We start from the raw sequence: 21,716 nt of genomic DNA on the forward strand, positions 1-21,716 counted from the left end.
GTGCCGGCCGCTAGAAATCCTTGCAAAGCCTGAGTGCGTCGTAGATCGCCGCATGGGTATTGCGCTGTGCCACGCAATCACCGATGCGAAACAGCAGATACCCGTCACCCGGCTGACTCAACGACGGCTGCGGCTGAATCGCAAACAGGGCGTCGATGTCGATCTGGCCTTTGTTGCGCGAACCTTCCTTCATCCCGTAATACAGCGCTTCGTCAGGACGCACGCCGTTCTCGACCACCACTTGGTCGACCACCCGCTCCTCTTTGGCGCCGGTGTATTCGTTCTCCAGCACCGCGACCAGCTTGTCGCCCTCTCGGTAGACCTTTTCCAGCATCATGTCGCCGGTCATGATCACTTCTTTGGGGTACATGCTGCGGTAGTAGGTCGGGAACGACGTACCACCGATGGCAACGCCGGGCTTGATGTCGTCGGTAACGATCTCGACCTGACAGCCTTTGTCCGCCAGGAAGTCGGCCGTGGACATGCCGGTGAACTCGCAAATGGTGTCGTAGACCAGCACGTTCTTGCCCGGCGCTACTTTGCCGTCGAGGATGTCCCAGCTGCTGACAACCAGGCCTTCAGCGGCGCCCCAATGCTCGTTCTGCTCAATGAACGGATGGCCGCCCACCGCCAGCACCACCACGTCCGGACGCAGGTCCATGATGGTCGCGATGTCTGCCGCCGTGCCCAGACGCAGATCGACTTTCAAACGCGCCAGCTCCAGCTGAAACCAACGCGTGATGCCGGCGATCTGATCGCGCTGCGGTGCTTTCGAGGCCGTTGTGATCTGTCCGCCGATGGCGTCTTTCTTCTCGAACAAGGTCACGTCGTGGCCCCGCTCGGCCGAAACGCGCGCCGCTTCCATCCCCGCAGGCCCGGCCCCGACGATCACCACCTTGCGCTTCACGCCGGTGGTTTTTTCGATGATGTGCGGCACGCCCATGTATTCGCGGGACGTGGCGGCGTTCTGGATGCACAGCACGTCCAGGCCTTGATACTGGCGGTCGATGCAGTAGTTGGCACCCACGCACTGCCGAATCTGGTCGACCTGGCCCATCTTGATCTTGGTGATCAGGTGCGGGTCGGCGATGTGCGCGCGGGTCATGCCGACCATGTCGACGTAACCGCCTTCGAGAATGCGAGTCGCCTGATTCGGATCCTTGATGTTCTGCGCGTGCAGCACAGGCGCCTTGACCACTTCCTTGATGCCGGCCGCCAGGTGCAGAAATGGCTCCGGGGGATAACTCATGTTCGGGATAACGTTGGCGAGGGTGTTGTGGGTGTCGCACCCTGAACCCACAACGCCGAGGAAGTCGATCATGCCGGTCTGGTCGTAGTACTTGGCGATCTCTTTCATGTCCTCGTGACTGAGGCCGTCCGGGTGAAATTCGTCACCGCAGATACGCAGGCCGACGCAGAAGTCCGGGCCGACTTCCTTGCGCACAGCCTTGATCACTTCCAGCCCGAAGCGCATGCGGTTTTCGAAGCTGCCGCCCCACTCGTCAGTCCGCTTGTTGACCCGTGGGCTCCAGAACTGATCGATCATGTGCTGGTGCACGGCCGACAACTCAACGCCGTCCAGACCGCCGGCCTTGGCACGGGCCGCCGCGCTGGCGTAGTTGCCGATCACCCGCCAGATTTCTTCCGGCTCGATGGTCTTGCAGGTTGCGCGGTGAACCGGCTCGCGGATGCCCGAAGGCGACAGCAGCGTCGGCCAATGATCGCCGTCCCAACGCGAACGACGACCCATGTGGGTAATCTGGATCATGATCTTGGCGCCGTGCTTGTGCATGGCGTCAGCGAGGTTCTGGAAGTGCGGAATGATCTTGTCGGTCGCCAGGTTGACGGACTTCCACCAGCCTTGCGGGCTGTCGATCGCCACGCTGGACGACCCACCGCAAATGGCCAGACCGATGCCGCCCTTGGCTTTCTCCTCGTAGTACTTCACGTAACGGTCGGTGGTCATACCGCCGTCGGTGGCGTAGACCTCGGCGTGCGCGGTACTCAATACGCGGTTGCGTATGGTCAATTTACCGATCTGAATCGGTTGAAACATCGCTTCGAAAGCCATGACGGAAACCTCGACTTACAACGGCTTGACGACAAACAGGCCGTCGTCGTGGCCTTCTTCGGATCCGCCGTAAACCTGCTCGGCCACGGTGCGGATTTTGCTGCCGCTGGCTTCCAGGACCTGGTCCATGGCGCCAGCAAACCAGCCGGTGAACATGTAATCGACCTTGCGCCCTACTTTGCCGTAGACGTAAACGAAGGCCGAGTGCTCGAGCTTGACGCTGGCGGTGCCTTTTTCCAGATCTATGTCCTGAATCTTGAACAGGCCCCAACCGCGCTGGGACAGGCGATTCATGTAGTGCTCGAACACCGCGACGCCTTCGATGCCATGGCATTCGGCTTCTTTCTCGCACCAGTGCCAGGCGGACTTGTAGCCGGCCTTGTAGAGGATGTCGGCGTACGCCTCGGCGCCCAATACTTCTTCGATACCCATGTGGTTGTTAACGAAGAAATGGCGCGGCACGTACAGCATCGGCAGGGCGTCGGAGGTCCAGACACCGGTCTCGCTGTCGACTTCGATTGGCAATTGCGGGGCGATCTTGGCCATGGAAACTTAACTCCGAAAAATTCGTGTGGAAGCCCTCTCCGCGACGGGAGAGGGGAAATTCAGTGGTCGGCGAGTGGGGCCGGAGGCCTATTCGCCCCAGACGTCGCCCAGGATGCGGACCCAGTTCTCGCCCATGATCTTGCGCACCACGCGCTCGGAATGGCCGCGTTTGAGCAGGGTTTCGGTGAGGTTCGGGAATTCGCCGACGGTGCGGATGCCCAGCGGGTTGATGATCTTGCCGAAGTTGGTCAGGCGGCGGGCGTAGCCTTTGTCGTGGGTCAGGTATTCGAAGAATTCCTGGCCGTGACCCTGGGTGAAGTCAGTGCCGATGCCGATGGCGTCTTCGCCGACGATGTTCATCACGTATTCGATGGCTTCAGCGTAATCATCGATGGTCGAGTCGATGCCCTTGGCCAGAAACGGCGCGAACATGGTCACGCCGACAAAGCCGCCGTGATCGGCAATGAATTTCAGCTCGGCGTCGGATTTGTTGCGCGGGTGTTCTTTGAGGCCCGAAGGCAGGCAGTGGGAGTAGGTCACTGGCTTCTTCGATTCGAGGATGACTTCCTCAGAGGTCTTGGAGCCGACATGGGAAAGGTCGCACATGACGCCGACGCGGTTCATCTCCGCGACGATTTCACGACCGAAGCCCGAAAGGCCGCCGTCGCGCTCGTAGCAGCCGGTGCCCACCAGATTCTGGGTGTTGTAGCACATCTGTACGATGCCCACGCCCAGCTGTTTGAAGATCTCGACGTAGCCGATCTGATCCTCGTAAGCATGGGCATTCTGGAAGCCGAAGAGGATGCCGGTCTTGCCCAGCTCCTTGGCCTTGCGGATGTCGGCCGTGTTGCGCACCTGGATCACCAGGTCGCTGTTTTCACGAATCAATTTCTGGCTGGAAGCGATGCTGTTGACGGTCTGCTGAAAACCTTCCCACACCGAAACTGTGCAGTTGGCCATGGTCAGGCCGCCTTTGCGCATGTCCTCGAACAGCTCACGGTTCCATTTGGCAATGATCAACCCGTCAATGACGATGCTGTCGGCGTGTAATTCGGCTGGGCTCATCAGGCGGTCCCCTGGGGTTCTTTAATGGCCGGAAGGTCTGCCGGCGCTTTGGGGTCAGCATATGCCTGAGGGTCGGAGGAGCCGGGTGCAAAAACGACAGGGGAATTGCCGAAAGCGTCAAGAAACGACAAAGGGCATAGGCATGACGACGCAGCAGGTCCTCACGATGATGCAGCCATTCAGGCAGGGGGAGGGGCGCTCTGGGGCGGAATTCAGAAGTCGGGAAGATACGCCCAAACAAAAAAAACGAGGGTGACTAACGTCGTCAATGTGACTAGAGCCACCTGAGCCAACATCATGTATTTGAATTTTTTGGGAATGTATCGACCTGCTCCAAGTCGATGGCGCCCAGTTTCAGGAACATTTGGGGCCGAAGGAACATCGCGCTTACGATGGCTAATTTTCTGATATCTCCTAGAAACCCGGTCCCGATCTGGAACAAACTAGAGTCCGTGACCACTAAACAGTTATCCAGTGATTTATTGATCTTGTTTCGCAGATACAACGTTATCAACACCGTATACAACAGAGTGACTACGAAAAGGATACACATCGTCAAAACGATAAAGTCATGATCCGCAGAATGAATGGCGCCACCATGACGATAGTGTCCGCTTCTAATTACCATAATGACCTCCGGGCCGATCGCAAAAAAGCTGTCAGATATCAATATCTTCACGCAACCTGAAAAACGAACCAAAACACCTACATGCCTGCATTCATGATGCCCAGGTGTGCAAATAGCTCTCCCAAGCGTCGGCTGCTATCCCGGTACCAATGGAGATATTCTTCAAAGCATATGAAGTCGTTAGAAATCATAAAAGTAGAGCCAGGCACGAAACACCAACATGGCCGTAAAAAAAATGATATTTAGAAAAAACGGCACCACGATCAATAGTTTCCATTTTTTTGGAAAGTCCACTACCTGCCGAACATCAATGACTCCTCGCTTGAGGAACAGCTTAGGGAAAATTAAGATACACGCCACAGTGCCTACCCTATAGACATCTCCGATAAATCCCAAGCCACCAAAAGTGGCATTGATATCTACAATTATGGAACATCGAGAAAGACGGCTGTCCACCTCGTCCCTTACCCACCAGGTGATGAATAGCAGCACCAATAAGTTCAGGATTCCAGGGATCATTATCGAAGTTGCAACTAGGCCAGGTACGATATCTTTCATTGAGAGACCTCATAGAGTAACTCGCCCGTCATCTCGCCTCCCTTACCTCCTATCTCGCCCCCCAACCAACCCAATATCCCAGCAGTGATGACACCGCAGGCGAGTGCACCCGGACCTGTTGTAAGCCCCAACCCGGTCACGCAAATCACAGTAGCCACTCCCGCGCCGGCCGCAGCGCCCCCCAAATTACCAACCAGCTTACTCCCCTCAACATACTTCGCCTTCGTACACTCATCCTCCCGGCCCGTCGAGCAAGCCGTCTTGATATCAACCGCCGTCGAAGCTGTATCGAGAACTATCCCCACATAAGCTCCTCTTTTTATTAGCTTCGCCGCTTTGGCAACGCCGCTCGTTTTTTCGGCGTAGTGTCTGATCTCGCCAGTGTGCAGGTAGCTTTTAGTTGAGATCCCCAGCATTCGCCGGATTGAGCCTGTGTTCCGCAGTCCTGCTCCCAGACTAAGAAAGCCTTTCAGCAGCTTTTCGAGTTTGTCGAAAAGCTGGCGGCGTTTGGTATAGAACAGATTTCGTTCGATCAGGGTTCCCGAGGCCATGTGTTGCTTATGCAGGGCATCGATGCTGTCGAGCGTGGTCTTGATCTGCTCCAGATGCTTTTCCCAAGCGGCAGCAGCCATTCCGATACCGATTGAGGTATTGCCAAGTAGCCGCGTGATGAGTTCGTGGTTGGCCACGATGAAGTCGTCGCCTCCTGCGTCGTTATCGATGAGGCCCTGATGGGTCATCGTAGCAAGCCTCATGAGTTCGGCTTCTTCAGACGTGCACGCGGAGGTTGAATCATCGGGGACCATGACGATTTCTCCCGCCGCTACGGTGGAATTGCGGATGTGGGCATTAAGCACATCGAATTTATCGGCCGCGCGGCGCCCCAAGGGCAGTTTTGCCTTGATAGAAAAATAGGTCTGCATCTGATCATTGATGAAGCTGTAAGGCCGCGACATAGACGACCCTCACGCGTAAATCGTGTTTTTGATACGGTCCCAGCCACCCGTCACGTTGCCGCCCCCACCACCATCGCTACGACGCTGCTGAACGTAGTTGGTTTTGATACGTCCGTAATCGAGCTGCACCACTTCGCGGGGCACGCCGTCGGTGGCACTGTGGCTGTAGTCAGAAATGATCACTTCCTCTAGCACGATCTCAAAGTACTTGAGCTTTTCGCCGCCAGCGCGGTGCACCGCGATGGTTACTTTTTTGAAATGCTGGCCTGCGCAGCTCGCTTGCATCAGTTTGGCGCTTGCCGAATCAAGGAACTTGGAAAAGTTGAATGTGGTGACAGTGGTCCGGCCCGACGAGGCGCCACCCGCCGAGGTTGCGGTCGCCGATGCGCTCTGATGGGTACCGAAGTTATAGCCGAGGATTTCGATCCAGTTCTTGTGCTGGTCGTCGAGGCTCTCACCCGGGATGCCGTCGAATTGGATAAATGCGTCGAGCGCCATGAGTTCTCTCCCTGAGTTGCTTGGTTATTTGCGAGTGCCGGTTAACGGCGCGGATTGGATCCTACCCAAAGAAACTCGCTACAAAAACCCTGATGGAAAATTTCAGACTTTTCCGTAGGACGGTTCTTTTACTTCGCGAATATTCGAGAAAACTCCCTATCTGACGCATCAGAAGTCCAAGCGTCGCGAGCAAAAACGACTGCAAAATGGTCGAAACCGTCAACAAGCGACGCTGGCTCACGGCGTACGGTCGATGCCCGCATTTGATACCTGTTCTTTGCCTCGCGCTTGGGCGAGAATCCATTCCATCTCTGACTCGGAAAGCCCTAATGAAAACCATGTTTCTGGCTCTGGCTCTATTCGCGACAGGTGCTCATGCAGCAGCCAATCCGGCCGCCAATCCTTGTGACGGCGTTGAAGAAGATCAGCAGACGCTTGAGTGCTCGGTGTACAGCCGTGACACGGCGGAGAAGTTGCTGACCGAGAATGTTCAGAACGTGCTGGAGCGCGTGCAGACGCAGTTCGGGGCGAACAAGGCCCAGGCCGAGGAGTTCGCTACCAAACTGAAGACGGCCCAGGAAGCCTGGAAAAAACTCCGTGATGCTGACTGCGCAGTGGAAGTGTTCCCGGCCAAGCCCGGAACCAAAGAATTCAATATCGACCAGAACGATTGCCTGACCCGCGCCAGCGACGAACGATCGGAGTATCTGGATACCGTCGCGCAGTCCGAATGATCCCGAATGCGCTACCCTGACGCCCTTCCCGAGCTCAAGGTATGCACATGAACATCTGCGGCATAGAAATCAAAGGCAGCGAGGCCATCTTCGCTGTCGCCACTCGCGCATCCGGCGCGCTCGAACACGTGCCGTTACCGACGAAGAAGATCGCACTCGAAGACGACGATGAAGCCGTCAACGTGAAAGCGTTCGCCCGCCAGATCGAGGCATTCGTGCGCGACAACGGCATTGGTCATATCGCCATCAAAAAACGTAGCAAGAAAGGCGAGTTCGCTGGCGGTCCGACGACGTTCAAGATCGAAACCATCTTTCAGTTGCTGGAAGACTGCGACGTCATCCTGCTGTCGCCCCAGACCATCAACGCTCAGATGAAGAAGCACAACTTTGAACTGCCGACAGCGCTGAACAAGTATCAGCACGAGGCTTACAAAGCGGCGTGTTCGGCGCTGATGAAGACCAAGTAAGCAATACGCCTTACGACCTTTCTCTACGGGTATCACACGCAGCCCGTGAATCAACGGAAAGGCAAAGAAGCCGGATCGCAATCGAGCAGATCGTTTTCAAAATCCTGACGCCCGTAATGTCGGGGGTAATACGAAAACGACTTCAGATCGAAGTAGTCCTGCTTTGTCATGAACCGGCGGGAAGCTTGGAGGCTAAGCACTTCAGCGTCCTCTGCAGACATCTGCGCGCCAGGATGAATATGCGTAATGCCGTTCAGCTCTGCACTATGGGGATCGACAAGCTTCGCCCCCAGCTGCTGCACTTCCTGAGTGAACAGAGAGGACGCGTCAGGCGAGCCAAATATGACAACAGGCCCGACCGATACCCCTTTGATAGCGGTCGCGTGATCGTTCATCCAGCGCAGGGTCTCCTCATGGGTATGCAGCGTCTCGCCGGCGTAGATCAGAATATTCAGCTTTACCCATACACCGTTGTCCCGACAGGCATGAATTAGGTCGGAGGCCGACCTGAGGTATTTGTCGGGATCTTTGCTTTTGCCCATCGCGAGCAGCTGGGTCGCACAGGCGGCCTCCATACCCAGATCAATGACTTTAAGTCCGGCTGCGGCGAGTGACGCGACGGTCTGGGCGCTCATTGCATCAACCCGGGTCTCGCACCGCCACTTCACGTTCAGACGCGCATTCATCACTTCGGTCGCGAGATCGTCTGCCCACTTGCGATTGGGCGCGAAGAAAGATGACTGAACATAAGGACGGATGCTTTGATCGTCATACTGTTCCATGACGTCGCGCATGTGTAAGGCAAGGACATCGGGATCCTTCAAGCGGGTCAGCGGAATGTCTTTTTCTGCGCAGAAGTGGCATCCCCTGCCGCATCCTCGTGAAGCTTCGATACTGGGCTGAAACTCACTAAAGTGGTCGACTACTGGGTGATATAAATTGAAGTCGGGCACCGCCCTACTGTTTAAATCGTGCACATGGATCGCAGTGGGCTGACTGGCAATCTGTCTGATTTCACCCCCTACCAAGCCTGGTATAAAGGTCTCCACAAATGGCAATTTCGATTTGATCCAGACCGGATCAGAATCGACCACCCATCGCCCGCCCACCGTTATGCTCTTAGACGGCAGTAGCTTCTTTACATGACCCGTGAATCTCTGCGACCAGGCCAGCGCGTAAAAGCTGGGAATGGACAGTAGCAAAGGCCCGTCACCGCGCAGCCGGCCGTCTTCAAATAAAGATTGCGCGAACACCTCAGGAGAAACATGTCCGCCGTGTGCGAGAGAAGTTTTATAACCAGTATTATGGAGAATAGTCGCAAGCGTCAGCGCCCCGTAATTCAGGTATTGTTGACGACGAGCAATGACGCTGTTTCTTTTCTTGGGATTTTCCATTCCCGCAGACACTATCAACACATGATTCACGTGAGACTTCCCTGTTTGACAAAACGGCTCTGGCCATACCGGCGCAATCTATCCGTTGGGACATCAGGGGTCTATAAACAGTGTGTTGAAAAAAAAGGCTCAGCCAGATGTTTGGTTATTACAAGTATAAGCCCACGGCCTGGCGCTCCCTTCGCTGCAGCAGCCACTCGCCCAGCGCCTTGTCCTCCAGGGCATAGGCGCCGCGACTGGATTTCCACACCAGCTCTTTGTCACGGAGCGCATCGATCGCCGCCTGAATGGTCTGAGTGCCAGGCACCACTTCGCTGCCCAACGCCTCCAATGCCTTGCTCACTGCAAGCAATGTCGCATCAGCGAAGGGTGCGAACGGCTGGTTGTCGCGGGCGCGGTCAGCCATCACTTCCAGCACGGCGCGCTGCGGCAACGTCAGGGCGTTGTAGGCGCTTTCGAACTCCTCCCACACGCCCGCCCGCAGCAACCGGGCGCTGTCATGCAGCAATTGGCCAAGATTCTCGGCGTCTCCCAGTTCAAGTGCGACATCGCCGATGATTGCACGCAGCATCTCGGGGCGGCGCCCCACGAGCTCGAACGCAGAATCAACATCGGCCGCGGAAAACTGGTTGGTGAGGGCCAGATGGCTGTTGAGATGGGCCGTGTAGGCCTTTGTGAAATCTTTTCCCAGCAGCGGAAACGGCGTGATGCTTGATCCATAAAAAGGTTGGTTTTTGTTCAGCACCAGATGGGCCAGCTTGTCCCGGTTCGAGCCCGTCAGTACCAATCGCAAGGCTCCATTACCCTGCTCCTGACCCTGATTGAGTTCGTCCCGTGCGGCCTTCAGCGCAAACATTGCGTTGACCCCGGCTTCACTGGTCAAGGCGTGCTGAGCTTCATCGATGATCAGCACGATCATCTTCTGCGACGCACTGTGCAACAGCTGCAAGGCCTGCGTTAACGTCGAGCCCACTGGCAATTGCGGCGTGGTGAAATCCCACGACAGCGTGCGCAGGAAGTTAAGTTTGTCTATGCCGGCTGATTTAGCGAGCTTGCGAATGCCTTTTTCGTACGGCACAAGGGCAACCGCGATCGCCGAGCTAATCAGGTCGGCGGGGTCCTGTTCCCGATCAGCCCACAGATCAACGTAAACCGGCAGCCAGCCTTGGCCGAGACACTGGGGAACCAGATCCTCGCGCAGGAAGGTGCTTTTGCCGGTACGACGTGGCGCCGCGAGGAACAGGCCTGATGAATAATCGTGCAGTCCCTCACCGGTCAGCCCCTCGGCAACGGTCGACGCGAGGCCAGTGCGCTTGAAAACAAAACCAGTGCGTTTGGTCATGATTTATACCTAATTATTGCTCGGACTATAATTTATAGTCGCGAGTATAATTGACAATAATCAGCCGTCAAACAGTCTTCACTTCACGTGTGCGCCCTCGGTCCTCCCTTGGGCACACCACAAATCTCGCCCGGTAACTGCGGGTGAAATACGACGGCGATTCAAACCCGCACGCAATGCTGACTTCCAGCACGCTCATGTCGCTCTGACGCAGCAGCTGCCTGGCTTTGTCCAGCCGCAGGCCGAGGTAGAAGTTGCTCGGCGTGTCGTTCAGGTGTAGACGAAAGAGCCGTTCCAACTGGCGCCGCGTCACCTGAATCCCTTCCGCCAGTTCCAGCGTGCTCAGCGGCGGCTCGGTGTGCTGCTCCATCACGCCGATGACCTGAACCAGCTTCTTGTTGTTGATGCCGTAGCGCGTGGCGATTTGCATGCGCTGATGGTCCTTGCGCTGGCGTATGCGCCCGAGGACGAACTGCTCGGAGACCTTGATCGCCATATCCGCGCCATGGGCCTGCCCGATCAGGTCGAGCATCATGTCGATGGAGGCCGTGCCCCCGGCCGACGTAATGCGGCGCCGGTCGATCTCGAACAATTCCTGCGTCGCTTGCAGCCGGGGAAAGGTTTCCTTGAAGGCGTCCAGCGCTTCCCAGTGCAGGGTCAGGCGATAGCCTTCCAGCAGACCGGCTTGGGCCAGGACAAAACTACCGGTGTCGATCGCCCCAAGCACCACGCCTTCCAGGCCCAGGCGGCGCAGCCAGTGCTCCAGCGCACCGGTGTAAAACTTCAGCGGATCAACGCTGCCCATCACCCACAGCGTCGCACCCTTTTTCAGCGGCTCAAGCGCGGCGTCGGCGTTTACCGACATGCCGTTGCTGGCAATGACAGGGCCGCCATCGACGCTCAGGATGTGCCAGCGATACAGCTCGCCACCGAAGCGATTCGCCACGCGCAACGGCTCCAGCGCCGACACGAAGCCCATCATCGAAAAGCCGGGCATGAGCAGAAAGTAGAAATCCTGGGACATCGTTGGCACGTTCCTTGGGATCGGAGCATATGGGCGATTAGGGTGGAGACGTGACTTCGGAAATGATCATGCCTCTTGGGCCCGATCATCAAATACACCTCTCGCCGATTGGCAGCAACAGCACAGGTCGCTGCTGTGCAAGACCGTGTCGCCGCTGTGCGTTTTGAGGGGCTCGACGCTGCGTAGCTTTGCACCTCAAACACGGGCTGCAAACGTCCGCTTTTACCGTCTGCCCTGCAAGGAACCTCACCCATGAATCACGACGTCATCATCACCTGCGCACTGACCGGTGCTGGCGACACGACCGGGAAAAGCCACCTGGTCCCGATCACGCCCAAGCAGATTGCCGCTGCCGCCGTCGAGGCCGCCAAGGCTGGTGCGACGGTTGTGCACTGCCATGTACGCGACCCCGAGACCGGCAAGTTCAGCCGTGACGTCGAGCTGTATCGCGAAACCATGGACCGCATCCGTGAAGCCGACATCGACATCATCGTCAACCTGACGGCTGGCATGGGCGGCGATCTGGAAATCGGCCCGGGCGAGCGTCCGACCGATTTCGGCCCCGGCACCGATCTGGTCGGTCCGTTGACCCGGCTAGCGCATGTCGAAGCGCTGCTGCCGGAAATCTGCACGCTGGATTGCGGCACCCTCAACTTCGGCGATGGCGACACCATTTACGTGTCCACGCCCGCGCAACTACGGGCCGGGGCCAAGCGCATTCAGGCGCTGGGGGTGAAAGCCGAGCTGGAGATTTTTGACACCGGCCACCTGTGGTTTGCCAAGCAGATGATGAAAGAAGGCTTGCTGGACAACCCGCTGTTTCAGCTATGCATGGGCATTCCGTGGGGCGCGCCGGCGGACACCACCACGATGAAAGCCATGGTCGACAACTTGCCTGCTGACGCGGTGTGGGCTGCCTTCGGTATCGGCCGCATGCAAATGCCGATGGCTGCGCAGGCGGTATTGCTCGGCGGCAACGTGCGGGTCGGTCTGGAGGACAACATCTGGCTCGACAAAGGCGTGCTCGCCAGCAACGGCGCGTTGGTCGAGCGCGCCAGCGAGATTCTCAGCCGCCTGGGCGCCCGGGTTCTGACCCCGGCCGAGGGGCGCGTGAAGATGGGGCTGAAAAAGCGGTTTTGATCCCCACACACACCCTACCGTGCAGGAGTGAGCTTGCTCGCGATAACGGTGTGTCAGTCACACATCTGGCACATATCAATAGCTATCGCGAGCAAGCTCACGCCTACACGGTCCTCGACACTTTTTCGAGTAACCGACATGACCTTCATCACCACCATCAAAACCTTCGCAGCCTTGGGCAGCGGTGTCATCGGCAGCGGTTGGGTGGCGCGCGCGCTGGCTCATGGCCTGGACGTCGTGGCCTGGGACCCGGCGCCGGGAGCAGAGGCAGCGCTGCGCAAACGAGTCGCCAACGCCTGGCCGGCGCTTGAGCAAAAGGGCCTGACGGCGGGCGCTTCCCAAGAACGTCTGCGCTTCGTCGACACCATTGAGGAGTGCGTTCGCGACGCCGACTTCATCCAGGAAAGCGCTCCGGAGCGCCTTGACCTCAAACTGGACCTGCACAGCAAGATCAGCGCGGCGGCCAAGCCTGACGCGATCATTGGTTCCAGCACCTCCGGCCTGCTGCCGTCGGAGTTTTACGAGAGCGCCACGCACCCGGAACGCTGCGTGGTGGGCCATCCGTTCAACCCGGTTTATCTGCTGCCGCTGGTGGAAGTGGTCGGCGGCAAGAACACCGCGCCGGAAGCGGTGCAGGCAGCGATTCAGGTCTACGAATCACTCGGCATGCGCCCGCTTCATGTGCGCAAAGAGGTCCCCGGTTTTATTGCCGATCGTTTGCTGGAAGCGCTGTGGCGTGAAGCCCTGCACCTGGTGAACGATGGGGTGGCGACCACCGGCGAAATCGATGACGCCATCCGTTTCGGCGCCGGCTTGCGCTGGTCGTTCATGGGCACCTTTCTGACCTACACCCTGGCCGGCGGCGATGCGGGCATGCGTCACTTCATGGCGCAATTCGGCCCGGCGCTGCAGTTGCCGTGGACTTATCTACCGGCGCCGGAGCTGACCGACAAGTTGATCGATGACGTGGTCGATGGCACCTCGGATCAGCTCGGTAGCCACAGCATTGCGGCGCTGGAGCGGTATCGCGATGACTGCCTGCTGGCGGTGCTTGAAGCGGTGAAAACCACCAAGGCCAGGCATGGGATGGCGTTTGGGGATTGAGCCAAAATTTTCATCGCCCAAACCGGCCTCATCGCGGGCAAGCGCGCTCCTACAAAGGGTATGCGATCAACTGTAGGAGCGCGCTTGCCCGCGATGAGGCCGTTGATCTCACCGAAATTGTGACCCTGGAATCCTATGCCCGCGCTCATTACTTTCAAAACCCCAGTCCTCACCGATTGGGTCGACTACAACGGCCACCTGCGCGATGCCTTTTACTTGCTGATTTTCAGCTTCGCCACAGACGCCTTCATGGACCGCATAGGCCTGGCTAGTAACGATCGGGATGCCAGCGGCCACTCGCTGTTCACGCTCGAAGCGCACATCAACTTCCTGCACGAAGTGAAACTCGGCGAAGCGGTGGAAGTGCGTACGCAAATCATCGGGTACGACCACAAACGTGTGCAGCTTTATCACGGGCTGTACAAGGCAGAGGGGGAGATCGAGTTGGCAGCGAGCGAGCAGATGCTGCTGCATGTGGATCTGGCGGCCGGGCCGAAATCAGCGCCGTTTAGCGAAGTGTCGCTGCAGGCGTTGCGCCTGCTCTCGGAAGCTCAATTTGATCAGCCGAATCCAAAGTATGCTGGGCGGATCATCGCCCTGCCCGGCCGGCAACATACCGTGTAGAAACGTGGACCACGCCCACAAAAAAGCCCGCATCGCTGCGGGCTTCTTCATTTCAGCAAATCGATCAGAAAACGATCAGTTCACTTTGGCGTTCAGCTCGCCTTTGGCATAACGCTCGAACATCTTCTCCAGGGAGATCGGCTTGATCTTGGAGGCGTTGCCGGCGGTGCCGAATGCTTCGTAACGAGCGATACACACGTCGCGCATGGCCGATACGGTTTTCGCCAGGTACTTGCGTGGGTCGAACTCGCTCGGGTTTTTCGCCATGAACTCGCGGATAGCACCCGTCGAGGCCAGACGCAGGTCGGTGTCGATGTTGACCTTGCGCACGCCGTGCTTGATGCCTTCAACGATTTCTTCGACCGGCACGCCGTAGGTTTCTTTAATGTCGCCGCCGTACTGGTTGATGATTTTCAGCCATTCCTGCGGAACGGAAGAAGAACCGTGCATCACCAGGTGAGTGTTCGGGATGCGCTTGTGGATCTCTTTGATCCGCTCGATCGCCAGAATGTCGCCAGTAGGCGGCTTGGTGAACTTGTACGCGCCGTGGCTGGTGCCGATAGCGATAGCCAGTGCGTCGACCTGAGTTCTTTTAACGAAGTCCGCTGCTTCTTCCGGATCAGTCAGCATCTGGCTGTGGTCCAGCATGCCTTCTGCGCCTACGCCGTCTTCCTCACCAGCCATGCCGGTTTCCAGCGAGCCCAGAACACCCAGCTCACCCTCAACCGAAACACCGCAGGCGTGAGCCATGGCGACAGTTTCCTGGGTGACGCGTACGTTGTAGTCGTAATCCGCAGGGCTTTTGCCGTCTTCGCGCAGCGAACCGTCCATCATCACCGAGCTGAAGCCCAGCTGGATGGAACGTTGGCAGATGGCCGGGCTGGTGCCGTGGTCCTGGTGCATGACCACCGGGATGTGCGGGAATTCTTCGATCGCCGCCAGGATCAGGTGGCGCAGGAACGGGGCGCCAGCGTATTTGCGCGCACCGGCCGAAGCCTGAACGATCACCGGAGAATCGGTCTTGTCGGCCGCTTCCATAATGGCGCGCATTTGTTCCAGGTTGTTCACGTTGAATGCAGGGACGCCGTAACCGAATTCGGCTGCGTGGTCCAACATCTGGCGCATGCTGATAAGTGCCATTGTCTGTCTCTCTCCCGGTGGGGTCGTTAATCGTGCGTGCCGTATTGGCGGCTATTCAAATTATAGAGGCGGCTTGCTCGAACACCGCCCGGTGTTGCCTCGCTCGAACTGCTCGGCCTTTTAAGGCGCTTTGCAGCCACGACCGATCAAATCGTTGGTAGCGTCCCAGTAGACCAGGCCTTCGCTGCCTTTGTTGTCGAACGCCAAGACGCCGTTACTGTAGAGCGCGCCGGAGGCTCCGGGGGACGCTTGCAGACGGAATACCTGCTCGCTCTGATTGAGGCGTACATCCACCTCCTTCTTCGCGGCATCGGCGTACTTCCAGAAAATCTCGGCTTTGCTGTCACAGACCCAGTGGGTCCAGGGGGCTGCCGGTTCCGAAGCCTTCATGCTGGCGCAACCGCTCAGCAGCATCAGTGTCGCAAGGGCTAACAAGCCTTTCATTACTACTCCTGAATCCCCTGCATCGCGTGACGGATGTCGATCATCGCAGGGGCAATGCTGTTCCTGTATTCCGGCACACCGTCAACTAAGAATCAATGACAGGGGACTGGTCCCACGGCAGGCATGAATTCGTATTTTTCCCAGACTTCAGGCCCGCCACGCTTGTAAACGATCGGTACGGTTTCCGCCTGCCAGCCCGCCTGATAGCAGCTGACTTGAAGCAGCCCCGGCGCCGCGCTGGATGCCGTCTCCGCTTCAGGCTTGCTTGCGCACCCGACCAGCAAACCCGCCATGATCAACAGCGGTAATGGCTTGACCATTTCACTCCCCTTCACCTTGGCCGGTCAGGCCTTGGCGCGTTGTTCCAGAACTTCCACGGCAGGCAGAACCTTGCCCTCGACAAACTCGAGGAACGCACCACCGCCTGTAGAGATGTAAGAGATCTTGTCGCCTACACCATATTTGTCGATGGCGGCCAAGGTGTCGCCCCCGCCAGCGATGGAAAACGCAGAACTCTCAGCGATCGCGTGAGCCAGCGTCTTGGTGCCTTCGCCGAACTGATCGAACTCAAATACGCCGACCGGGCCGTTCCAGAGAATAGTCTTGGAAGATTTCAGCAATTCGGCAAAGTGAGCAGCTGTTTGAGGACCGATGTCGAGGATCATGTCGTCCTCGGCCACATCGGCGATCAGCTTGACGGTGGCTTCGGCATCAGCGGCGAATTGCTTGGCAACCACCACGTCGACCGGCAACGGAACGCTGACCTTGGCGGCGATGGCTTTGGCAGTCTCAAGCAGGTCCGGCTCGTACAACGATTTGCCAACCGGGTGGCCCGCCGCTGCCAGGAAGGTATTGGCGATGCCACCGCCGACAATCAGCTGATTGCACTTCTCGCTGAGGCTGTTAAGCACGTCCAGCTTGGTGGAAACCTTGGAGCCGGCAACGATAGCCGCCATTGGCTGGGCCGGATTGCCCAGGGCTTTGCCCAGCGCGTCAAGTTCAGCGGCAAGCAGCGGACCCGCCGCAGCGACTTTGGCGAACTTGGCCACGCCGTGGGTCGAGCCTTCTGCACGGTGGGCGGTGCCGAAGGCGTCCATCACGAACACATCGCACAGAGCGGCGTACTTATGCGCCAGCTCGTCAGCGTTCTTCTTTTCGCCCTTGTTGAAGCGCACGTTCTCGAACAGCACGATGTCGCCGGCCTTTACGTCGACACCGTCCAAGTACTCCGCGACCAGCGGCACTTCACGCCCGAGGGCCTTGCTCAGGTAGTCAGCGACCGGCTTGAGGCTGTTTTCGGCGGAAAACTCGCCCTCGGTAGGGCGACCCAGGTGCGAGCAGACCATGACGGCTGCGCCTTTTTCCAGCGCCAGCTTGATGGTTGGCAGCGATGCGAGAATGCGTGCATCGCTGGTCACCACGCCGTCTTTGACCGGAACGTTGAGGTCTTCGCGGATCAGTACACGCTTACCTTGCAGATCGAGGTCGGTCATCTTCAACACGGTCATGAGGCATTCCCTGTTTTTACTATTGTTTATGGATGGTGTGCAGGTAGTGATCGGCGACATCCAGCATGCGATTGGCAAAGCCCCACTCGTTGTCGAACCAGGCCAGGATGTTCACCAGCCGAGGGCCCGAGACCCGCGTCTGGCTGGCATCAATGATGGCCGAGTGCGGGTCGTGGTTGAAATCGCAACTGGCATGCGGCAATTCCGTATACGCCAGCAGTCCCTTCAGCGGGCCACGGGTGGCGGCCTCGCGCAGGATACGGTTGACCTCGACTGCATCGGTATCACGGGCGACCTGCAGCGTGATGTCCAGACACGAGACATTCACCGTCGGCACACGAACTGCTTTGGCCTGAATTCGGCCGGCAAGTTCCGGAAGCAGCCGCTCGATGCCCCGCGCCAGACCAGTGGACACCGGGATAATCGACTGAAAGGCCGAGCGCGTGCGGCGCAAGTCTTCATGATGATAGGCGTCGATCACCGGTTGATCGTTCATCGCCGAGTGAATCGTGGTGATGGTCACGTATTCGAGGCCCAGCTCGCGATTCAGCAGGTCGAGCAACGGCACGCTGCAATTGGTGGTGCACGACGCGGCAGACACCAGCCGCTCATCGCCCGTCAGGGTTTCCTGATTGATGCCGTAGACGATGGTGGCGTCCACGTCGGCTTCGCTGGACATGGGCTGGGAGAACAGCACTCGCGGCGCGCGGGCCGAAAGAAAGCGCTCGCCGTCAGCACGCGTGTTGTAGACGCCAGAGCATTCGAGCACCAGATCCACGTCGAGCGAGCCCCAGTCGATGCCTTCCGGTGTCGCGCTGCGAAATACTTTGATGACGTGGTCGTTGATGTGCAGAAAATCGCCTTCGACCCGCACTTCGCCAGGGAACCGGCCATGTGTGGAGTCAAAGCGCGTCAGGTATTCGAGACTGGCCATGTCGGCCAGATCGTTGATTGCCACTACGTCAAAGCCAGCCTTCGCACCTCGCTCGCACAGCGCGCGCAGCACGCAGCGGCCAATACGACCGTAACCATTGAGGGCGACTTTATAAGGGCGTGGCTGAGGCATGGGGTTCTCGCAGGCATTCATCCGAACCTGTAGGAGCGCGCTTGCCCGCGATTGCGACCTGTCAGCCCCTACTTCAGGCAACTGACAGAATGCATTCGCGGGCAAGCGCGCTCCTACACGGCAAAGCGGTGCTTCTTAGTCTTCCAGCAGCTCTTCAGCCGTGGAAAGAACGTTCTCCAGCGTGAAGCCGAACTCTTCGAACAGCAGGTTGGCAGGTGCCGACTCGCCGAAGGTGGTCATGCCGATCACGCGACCTTCCAGGCCCACATATTTGTACCAGTAGTCGGCGTGAGCGGCTTCGATGGCGATGCGCGCGCTGACTTCCAGCGGCAGAACCGACTGCTTGTACTCGGCGCTCTGAGTTTCGAAAACGCTGGTGCACGGCATGGACACCACGCGGACGTTCTTGCCGTCTGCGGTCAGCTTGTCGTAGGCCTGAACAGCCAGACCGACTTCGGAACCGGTGGCAATCAGGATCAGATCAGGCTCGCCACTGCAGTCGCGCAGCACGTAACCACCGCGGTTGATGTTTTCCAGCTGCTCGGCATCACGCGCCTGATGTTGCAGGTTCTGACGGGAGAAGATCAGCGCCGACGGGCCGTCATCACGCTCGATGGCGTGTTTCCAGGCGATGGCGGATTCAACCGCATCAGCCGGGCGCCAGCAGTCCAGGTTCGGCGTGGTGCGCAGGCTGGTCAGCTGCTCGATCGGCTGGTGCGTCGGGCCGTCTTCGCCCAGACCGATGGAGTCATGGGTGAATACATAGATGATGCGCTTCTTCATCAGCGAAGACATGCGCACGGCGTTGCGGGCGTATTCCATGAAGATCAGGAAGGTCGCGCCGTATGGCACGAAACCGCCGTGCAGGGCGATGCCGTTCATGATTGCGCCCATACCGAACTCACGAACACCGTAGTGCAGGTAGTTGCCGGTGGCATCTTCGCCGGTGATGCTGCGGCAGCCTTTCCAGATGGTCAGGTTGGAACCTGCCAGGTCAGCGGAACCGCCGAGGAATTCAGGCAGCAGCGGACCGAAGGCGCTCAAGGCATTCTGGCTGGCCTTGCGGCTGGCGATGGTTTCGCCCTTGGCGTTGACTTCAGCCACGTATGCAGCGGATTTCTCGGCGAAGTCAGCAGGCAATTCACCGCTCATGCGGCGGATCAGCTCGTTGGCTTCGGTCGGGAAGGCAGCGGAGTAGGCAGCGAAACGCTGATCCCATTCGGCTTCGACAGCCAGGCCTTTTTCCTTGCCGTTCCACTCGCTGTAGATGTCGGCCGGGATTTCGAACGGCCCGTGGGTCCACTTCAGCGCGGCGCGGGTCAGAGCGATTTCGTCAGTGCCCAGCGGAGCGCCGTGGCAGTCTTCCTTGCCCTGCTTGTTCGGCGAACCGAAACCGATGGTGGTCTTGCAGCCGATCAGCGTCGGCATGTCGCTCTTGTGAGCGGTGTCGATGGCGGTTTTGATCTCGTCGGCGTCATGGCCGTCGACGTTGCGGATGACCAGCCAGCCGTAGGATTCGAAGCGCTTCGGGGTATCGTCGGTGAACCAGCCTTCAACTTCGCCGTCGATGGAAATCCCGTTGTCGTCGTAGAACGCGACCAGCTTGTTCAGGCGCAGGGTACCGGCCAGAGAAGCGACTTCGTGTGAGATGCCTTCCATCATGCAGCCATCACCCATGAACACGTAGGTGTGGTGGTCGACGATGTTGTGGCCTGGACGGTTGAACTGGGCGGCGAGGGTCTTCTCGGCAACCGCGAAACCGACGGCGTTGGCGAAACCCTGACCCAGTGGGCCGGTGGTGGTTTCAACGCCCGGGGTGTAGCCGTATTCCGGGTGACCCGGGGTGCGGCTGTGCAGCTGACGGAAGTTTTTCAGGTCTTCGATGGACAGGTCGTAACCGGTCAGGTGCAGCAGCGAGTAGATCAGCATCGAGCCGTGGCCGTTGGACAGGATGAACCGGTCGCGGTCGGCAAACATCGGATTGGCCGGGTTGTGCTTCAGATAATCGCGCCAAAGAACTTCAGCGATATCCGCCATGCCCATCGGGGCACCCGGGTGGCCGCTATTGGCCTTTTGCACGGCATCCATGCTGAGGGCACGAATGGCATTGGCTCGCTCACGACGGCTTGGCATCGCTGATCTCCTGGGGCAGATAAAAGTGGGACCGGAAAAAGGCGGCCATTTTCCCTCAGGCACCCTCCGGGGGCAATGACAGATCACACACCATCGGTGTTTTCCTCCGTTGCTGACGTGTTTTCGTACGCCGCACCCAACGCCCGACGGCAAACGGCAGAATCACGGCGCCGGGGTGCCGCCACTGATCGACCAATATCAAAACTTTTTGATATTGCCCTTGCGACAGTCCCGGTCGATAACTAGACTGCCTGCCTTATGAATCTTCGCGTGCCTGCCATTAGCCATGATGAATGCGACGAGCTGGCTGCCTTGTGCAAAGCCGGCGGCGATCCGCTGCGGCTGAATGTCTTGCGCGCGCTGTCGAATGATTCCTTCGGCGTGCTGGAGCTGGCGCAGATTTTCGCCATTGGCCAGTCCGGCATGAGCCATCACCTCAAGGTGCTGGCCCAAGCCGATCTTGTGGCGACGCGGCGTGAAGGCAACGCGATCTTTTACCGGCGCGCCCTGCCCCACACCGAACACACCGGCGGCAAGTTGCACGCGGCGATGCTTGAAGAAGCCGACAACCTGCGCCTGCCCGCGGATGTACAGACCCGAATCGGTCTGGTGCATCGCCAGCGGGCTAACGCCAGTCAGGACTTCTTCGCACGCACGGCCGAGAAATTTCGGGCCCAGCAGGACCTGATCGCAGGACTGCCGCAATACCGCGACAGCCTGCTGTCGTTGCTGGACAAACTGAGCTTTCCCGCCGATGCCACGGCGATAGAAGTCGGGCCCGGTGATGGCGGTTTTCTGCCGGACTTGGCGCGGCGTTTCCGACATGTGACGGGGCTGGACAACAGCCCGGAAATGCTCGATCTGGCGCGCAAGATCTGCACGCAAAAGTCGCTGGTTAACGTCGAGCTGAAACTGGCCGATGCACTGACCAACGCTAATATCTCCGGCAACTGCGTGGTGTTGAATATGGTGTTGCACCATTTCGCCGCGCCCGCCGAAGCGCTCAAACAATTGGCCAACCTGTTGCAACCGGGCGGTAGCCTGCTGGTGACAGAGTTGTGCAGCCATGACCAGAGCTGGGCCAAGGAGGCCTGTGGCGATCTCTGGTTAGGCTTCGAACAGGAAGATCTGGCCCGTTGGGCCATCGCTGCGGGGCTGGTCCCCGGGGAAAGCCTGTACATAGGCTTACGTAATGGTTTCCAGATCCAGGTCCGCCATTTTCAGCGACCGGCTGGCAACACTCACCATCGGTACTAATCAGGAAAACCGTCGAG

At 58.5% G+C, this 21,716-nt stretch carries 21 protein-coding genes; 6 read left to right on the plus strand and 15 right to left on the minus strand.

All coding sequences use genetic code 11. The annotated features are described in order from the left end of the window. Positions 1–10: 10 nt before the first annotated feature. The 6 genes from dgcA to ACYAR8_RS11460 form a co-directional block, all read right to left on the minus strand. Positions 11–2,071 carry a dimethylglycine demethylation protein DgcA gene (gene dgcA, locus ACYAR8_RS11435; protein ID WP_074886742.1) on the minus strand — a complete coding sequence of 687 codons (2,061 nt, stop codon included), beginning with the start codon at positions 2,069–2,071 and terminating at the stop codon, positions 11–13. Between the two features lie 15 nt (positions 2,072–2,086). Next, positions 2,087–2,617 (minus strand): 4-vinyl reductase, encoded by a 531-nt coding sequence (locus ACYAR8_RS11440; RefSeq protein WP_296315780.1) that lies wholly within the window; start codon positions 2,615–2,617, stop codon positions 2,087–2,089. Between the two features lie 87 nt (positions 2,618–2,704). After that, the gene (locus ACYAR8_RS11445; protein ID WP_074886739.1) at positions 2,705–3,682 is read right to left on the minus strand and encodes a dipeptidase; all 978 of its coding nucleotides are present in this window, start codon (positions 3,680–3,682) and stop codon (positions 2,705–2,707) included. An 808-nt stretch (positions 3,683–4,490) separates the two neighbouring features. After that, positions 4,491–4,868, minus strand: coding sequence for a hypothetical protein (locus ACYAR8_RS11450; protein WP_074886731.1), 378 nt, complete (start codon positions 4,866–4,868; stop codon positions 4,491–4,493). Next, a complete protein-coding gene (locus ACYAR8_RS11455) occupies positions 4,865–5,824 on the minus strand; it encodes a hypothetical protein (RefSeq protein ID WP_463579930.1) in 960 nt (319 codons plus the stop codon). The genes ACYAR8_RS11450 and ACYAR8_RS11455 overlap by 4 nt, the downstream gene beginning before the upstream one ends. A gap of 9 nt (positions 5,825–5,833) precedes the next feature. Continuing rightward, positions 5,834–6,322, minus strand: coding sequence for an Hcp family type VI secretion system effector (locus ACYAR8_RS11460; RefSeq protein ID WP_074886727.1), 489 nt, complete (start codon positions 6,320–6,322; stop codon positions 5,834–5,836). Between the two features lie 329 nt (positions 6,323–6,651). Between ACYAR8_RS11460 and ACYAR8_RS11465 the strand changes: the two genes are divergently transcribed. After that, complete coding sequence (locus ACYAR8_RS11465; RefSeq protein ID WP_108121071.1) at positions 6,652–7,056, plus strand: lysozyme inhibitor LprI family protein; 405 nt, start codon at positions 6,652–6,654, stop codon at positions 7,054–7,056. Positions 7,057–7,103: 47 nt separating this feature from the next. Next, positions 7,104–7,523: a DUF3010 family protein gene (locus tag ACYAR8_RS11470; RefSeq protein ID WP_463579931.1), complete on the plus strand. Its 420-nt coding sequence runs from the start codon at positions 7,104–7,106 to the stop codon at positions 7,521–7,523. Positions 7,524–7,573: 50 nt separating this feature from the next. On the opposite strand, the gene ACYAR8_RS11475 is transcribed toward ACYAR8_RS11470, so the two are convergent. The 3 genes from ACYAR8_RS11475 to ACYAR8_RS11485 form a co-directional block, all read right to left on the minus strand. Continuing rightward, the gene (locus ACYAR8_RS11475; RefSeq protein WP_463579932.1) at positions 7,574–8,947 is read right to left on the minus strand and encodes a B12-binding domain-containing radical SAM protein; all 1,374 of its coding nucleotides are present in this window, start codon (positions 8,945–8,947) and stop codon (positions 7,574–7,576) included. Between the two features lie 118 nt (positions 8,948–9,065). After that, positions 9,066–10,259: an ATP-binding protein gene (locus tag ACYAR8_RS11480; RefSeq protein WP_463579933.1), complete on the minus strand. Its 1,194-nt coding sequence runs from the start codon at positions 10,257–10,259 to the stop codon at positions 9,066–9,068. Between the two features lie 67 nt (positions 10,260–10,326). Continuing rightward, entirely contained in the window at positions 10,327–11,283 is a 957-nt protein-coding gene (locus tag ACYAR8_RS11485) for a GlxA family transcriptional regulator (protein ID WP_463579934.1), read from the minus strand. Between the two features lie 252 nt (positions 11,284–11,535). On the opposite strand from ACYAR8_RS11485, the gene cdhC reads away from it, so the two are divergent. The 3 genes from cdhC (at position 11,536) to ACYAR8_RS11500 (ending at position 14,151) form a co-directional block, all read left to right on the plus strand. After that, positions 11,536–12,423, plus strand: coding sequence for a 3-dehydrocarnitine:acetyl-CoA trimethylamine transferase CdhC (cdhC, locus tag ACYAR8_RS11490; RefSeq protein WP_463579935.1), 888 nt, complete (start codon positions 11,536–11,538; stop codon positions 12,421–12,423). A 138-nt stretch (positions 12,424–12,561) separates the two neighbouring features. Further along, complete coding sequence (locus ACYAR8_RS11495; RefSeq protein WP_463579936.1) at positions 12,562–13,527, plus strand: L-carnitine dehydrogenase; 966 nt, start codon at positions 12,562–12,564, stop codon at positions 13,525–13,527. Between the two features lie 135 nt (positions 13,528–13,662). Then, complete coding sequence (locus tag ACYAR8_RS11500) at positions 13,663–14,151, plus strand: thioesterase family protein (protein ID WP_463579937.1); 489 nt, start codon at positions 13,663–13,665, stop codon at positions 14,149–14,151. A gap of 75 nt (positions 14,152–14,226) precedes the next feature. Here ACYAR8_RS11500 and fba read toward each other — a convergent pair whose 3' ends face one another. The 6 genes from fba to tkt form a co-directional block, all read right to left on the minus strand. Then, on the minus strand, positions 14,227–15,291 hold the full coding sequence (gene fba, locus ACYAR8_RS11505) for a class II fructose-bisphosphate aldolase (protein WP_065991242.1): 1,065 nt from the start codon (positions 15,289–15,291) through the stop codon (positions 14,227–14,229). A gap of 120 nt (positions 15,292–15,411) precedes the next feature. Then, positions 15,412–15,735, minus strand: coding sequence for an MliC family protein (locus tag ACYAR8_RS11510; RefSeq protein WP_065991241.1), 324 nt, complete (start codon positions 15,733–15,735; stop codon positions 15,412–15,414). A gap of 92 nt (positions 15,736–15,827) precedes the next feature. Continuing rightward, positions 15,828–16,055: a putative periplasmic lipoprotein gene (locus tag ACYAR8_RS11515; RefSeq protein WP_065991240.1), complete on the minus strand. Its 228-nt coding sequence runs from the start codon at positions 16,053–16,055 to the stop codon at positions 15,828–15,830. A 24-nt stretch (positions 16,056–16,079) separates the two neighbouring features. Beyond that, positions 16,080–17,243 carry a phosphoglycerate kinase gene (locus tag ACYAR8_RS11520; RefSeq protein WP_463579938.1) on the minus strand — a complete coding sequence of 388 codons (1,164 nt, stop codon included), beginning with the start codon at positions 17,241–17,243 and terminating at the stop codon, positions 16,080–16,082. Between the two features lie 19 nt (positions 17,244–17,262). After that, complete coding sequence (epd, locus tag ACYAR8_RS11525; RefSeq protein WP_463579939.1) at positions 17,263–18,309, minus strand: erythrose-4-phosphate dehydrogenase; 1,047 nt, start codon at positions 18,307–18,309, stop codon at positions 17,263–17,265. A gap of 135 nt (positions 18,310–18,444) precedes the next feature. Further along, the gene (tkt, locus tag ACYAR8_RS11530; protein WP_463579940.1) at positions 18,445–20,442 is read right to left on the minus strand and encodes a transketolase; all 1,998 of its coding nucleotides are present in this window, start codon (positions 20,440–20,442) and stop codon (positions 18,445–18,447) included. A 258-nt stretch (positions 20,443–20,700) separates the two neighbouring features. On the opposite strand from tkt, the gene ACYAR8_RS11535 reads away from it, so the two are divergent. Continuing rightward, positions 20,701–21,699, plus strand: a complete 999-nt coding sequence (locus tag ACYAR8_RS11535) for an ArsR/SmtB family transcription factor (RefSeq protein WP_074886701.1) — start codon at positions 20,701–20,703, stop codon at positions 21,697–21,699. Positions 21,700–21,716: the final 17 nt, after the last annotated feature.

Source organism: Pseudomonas sp. HP_01, assembly GCF_055284355.1.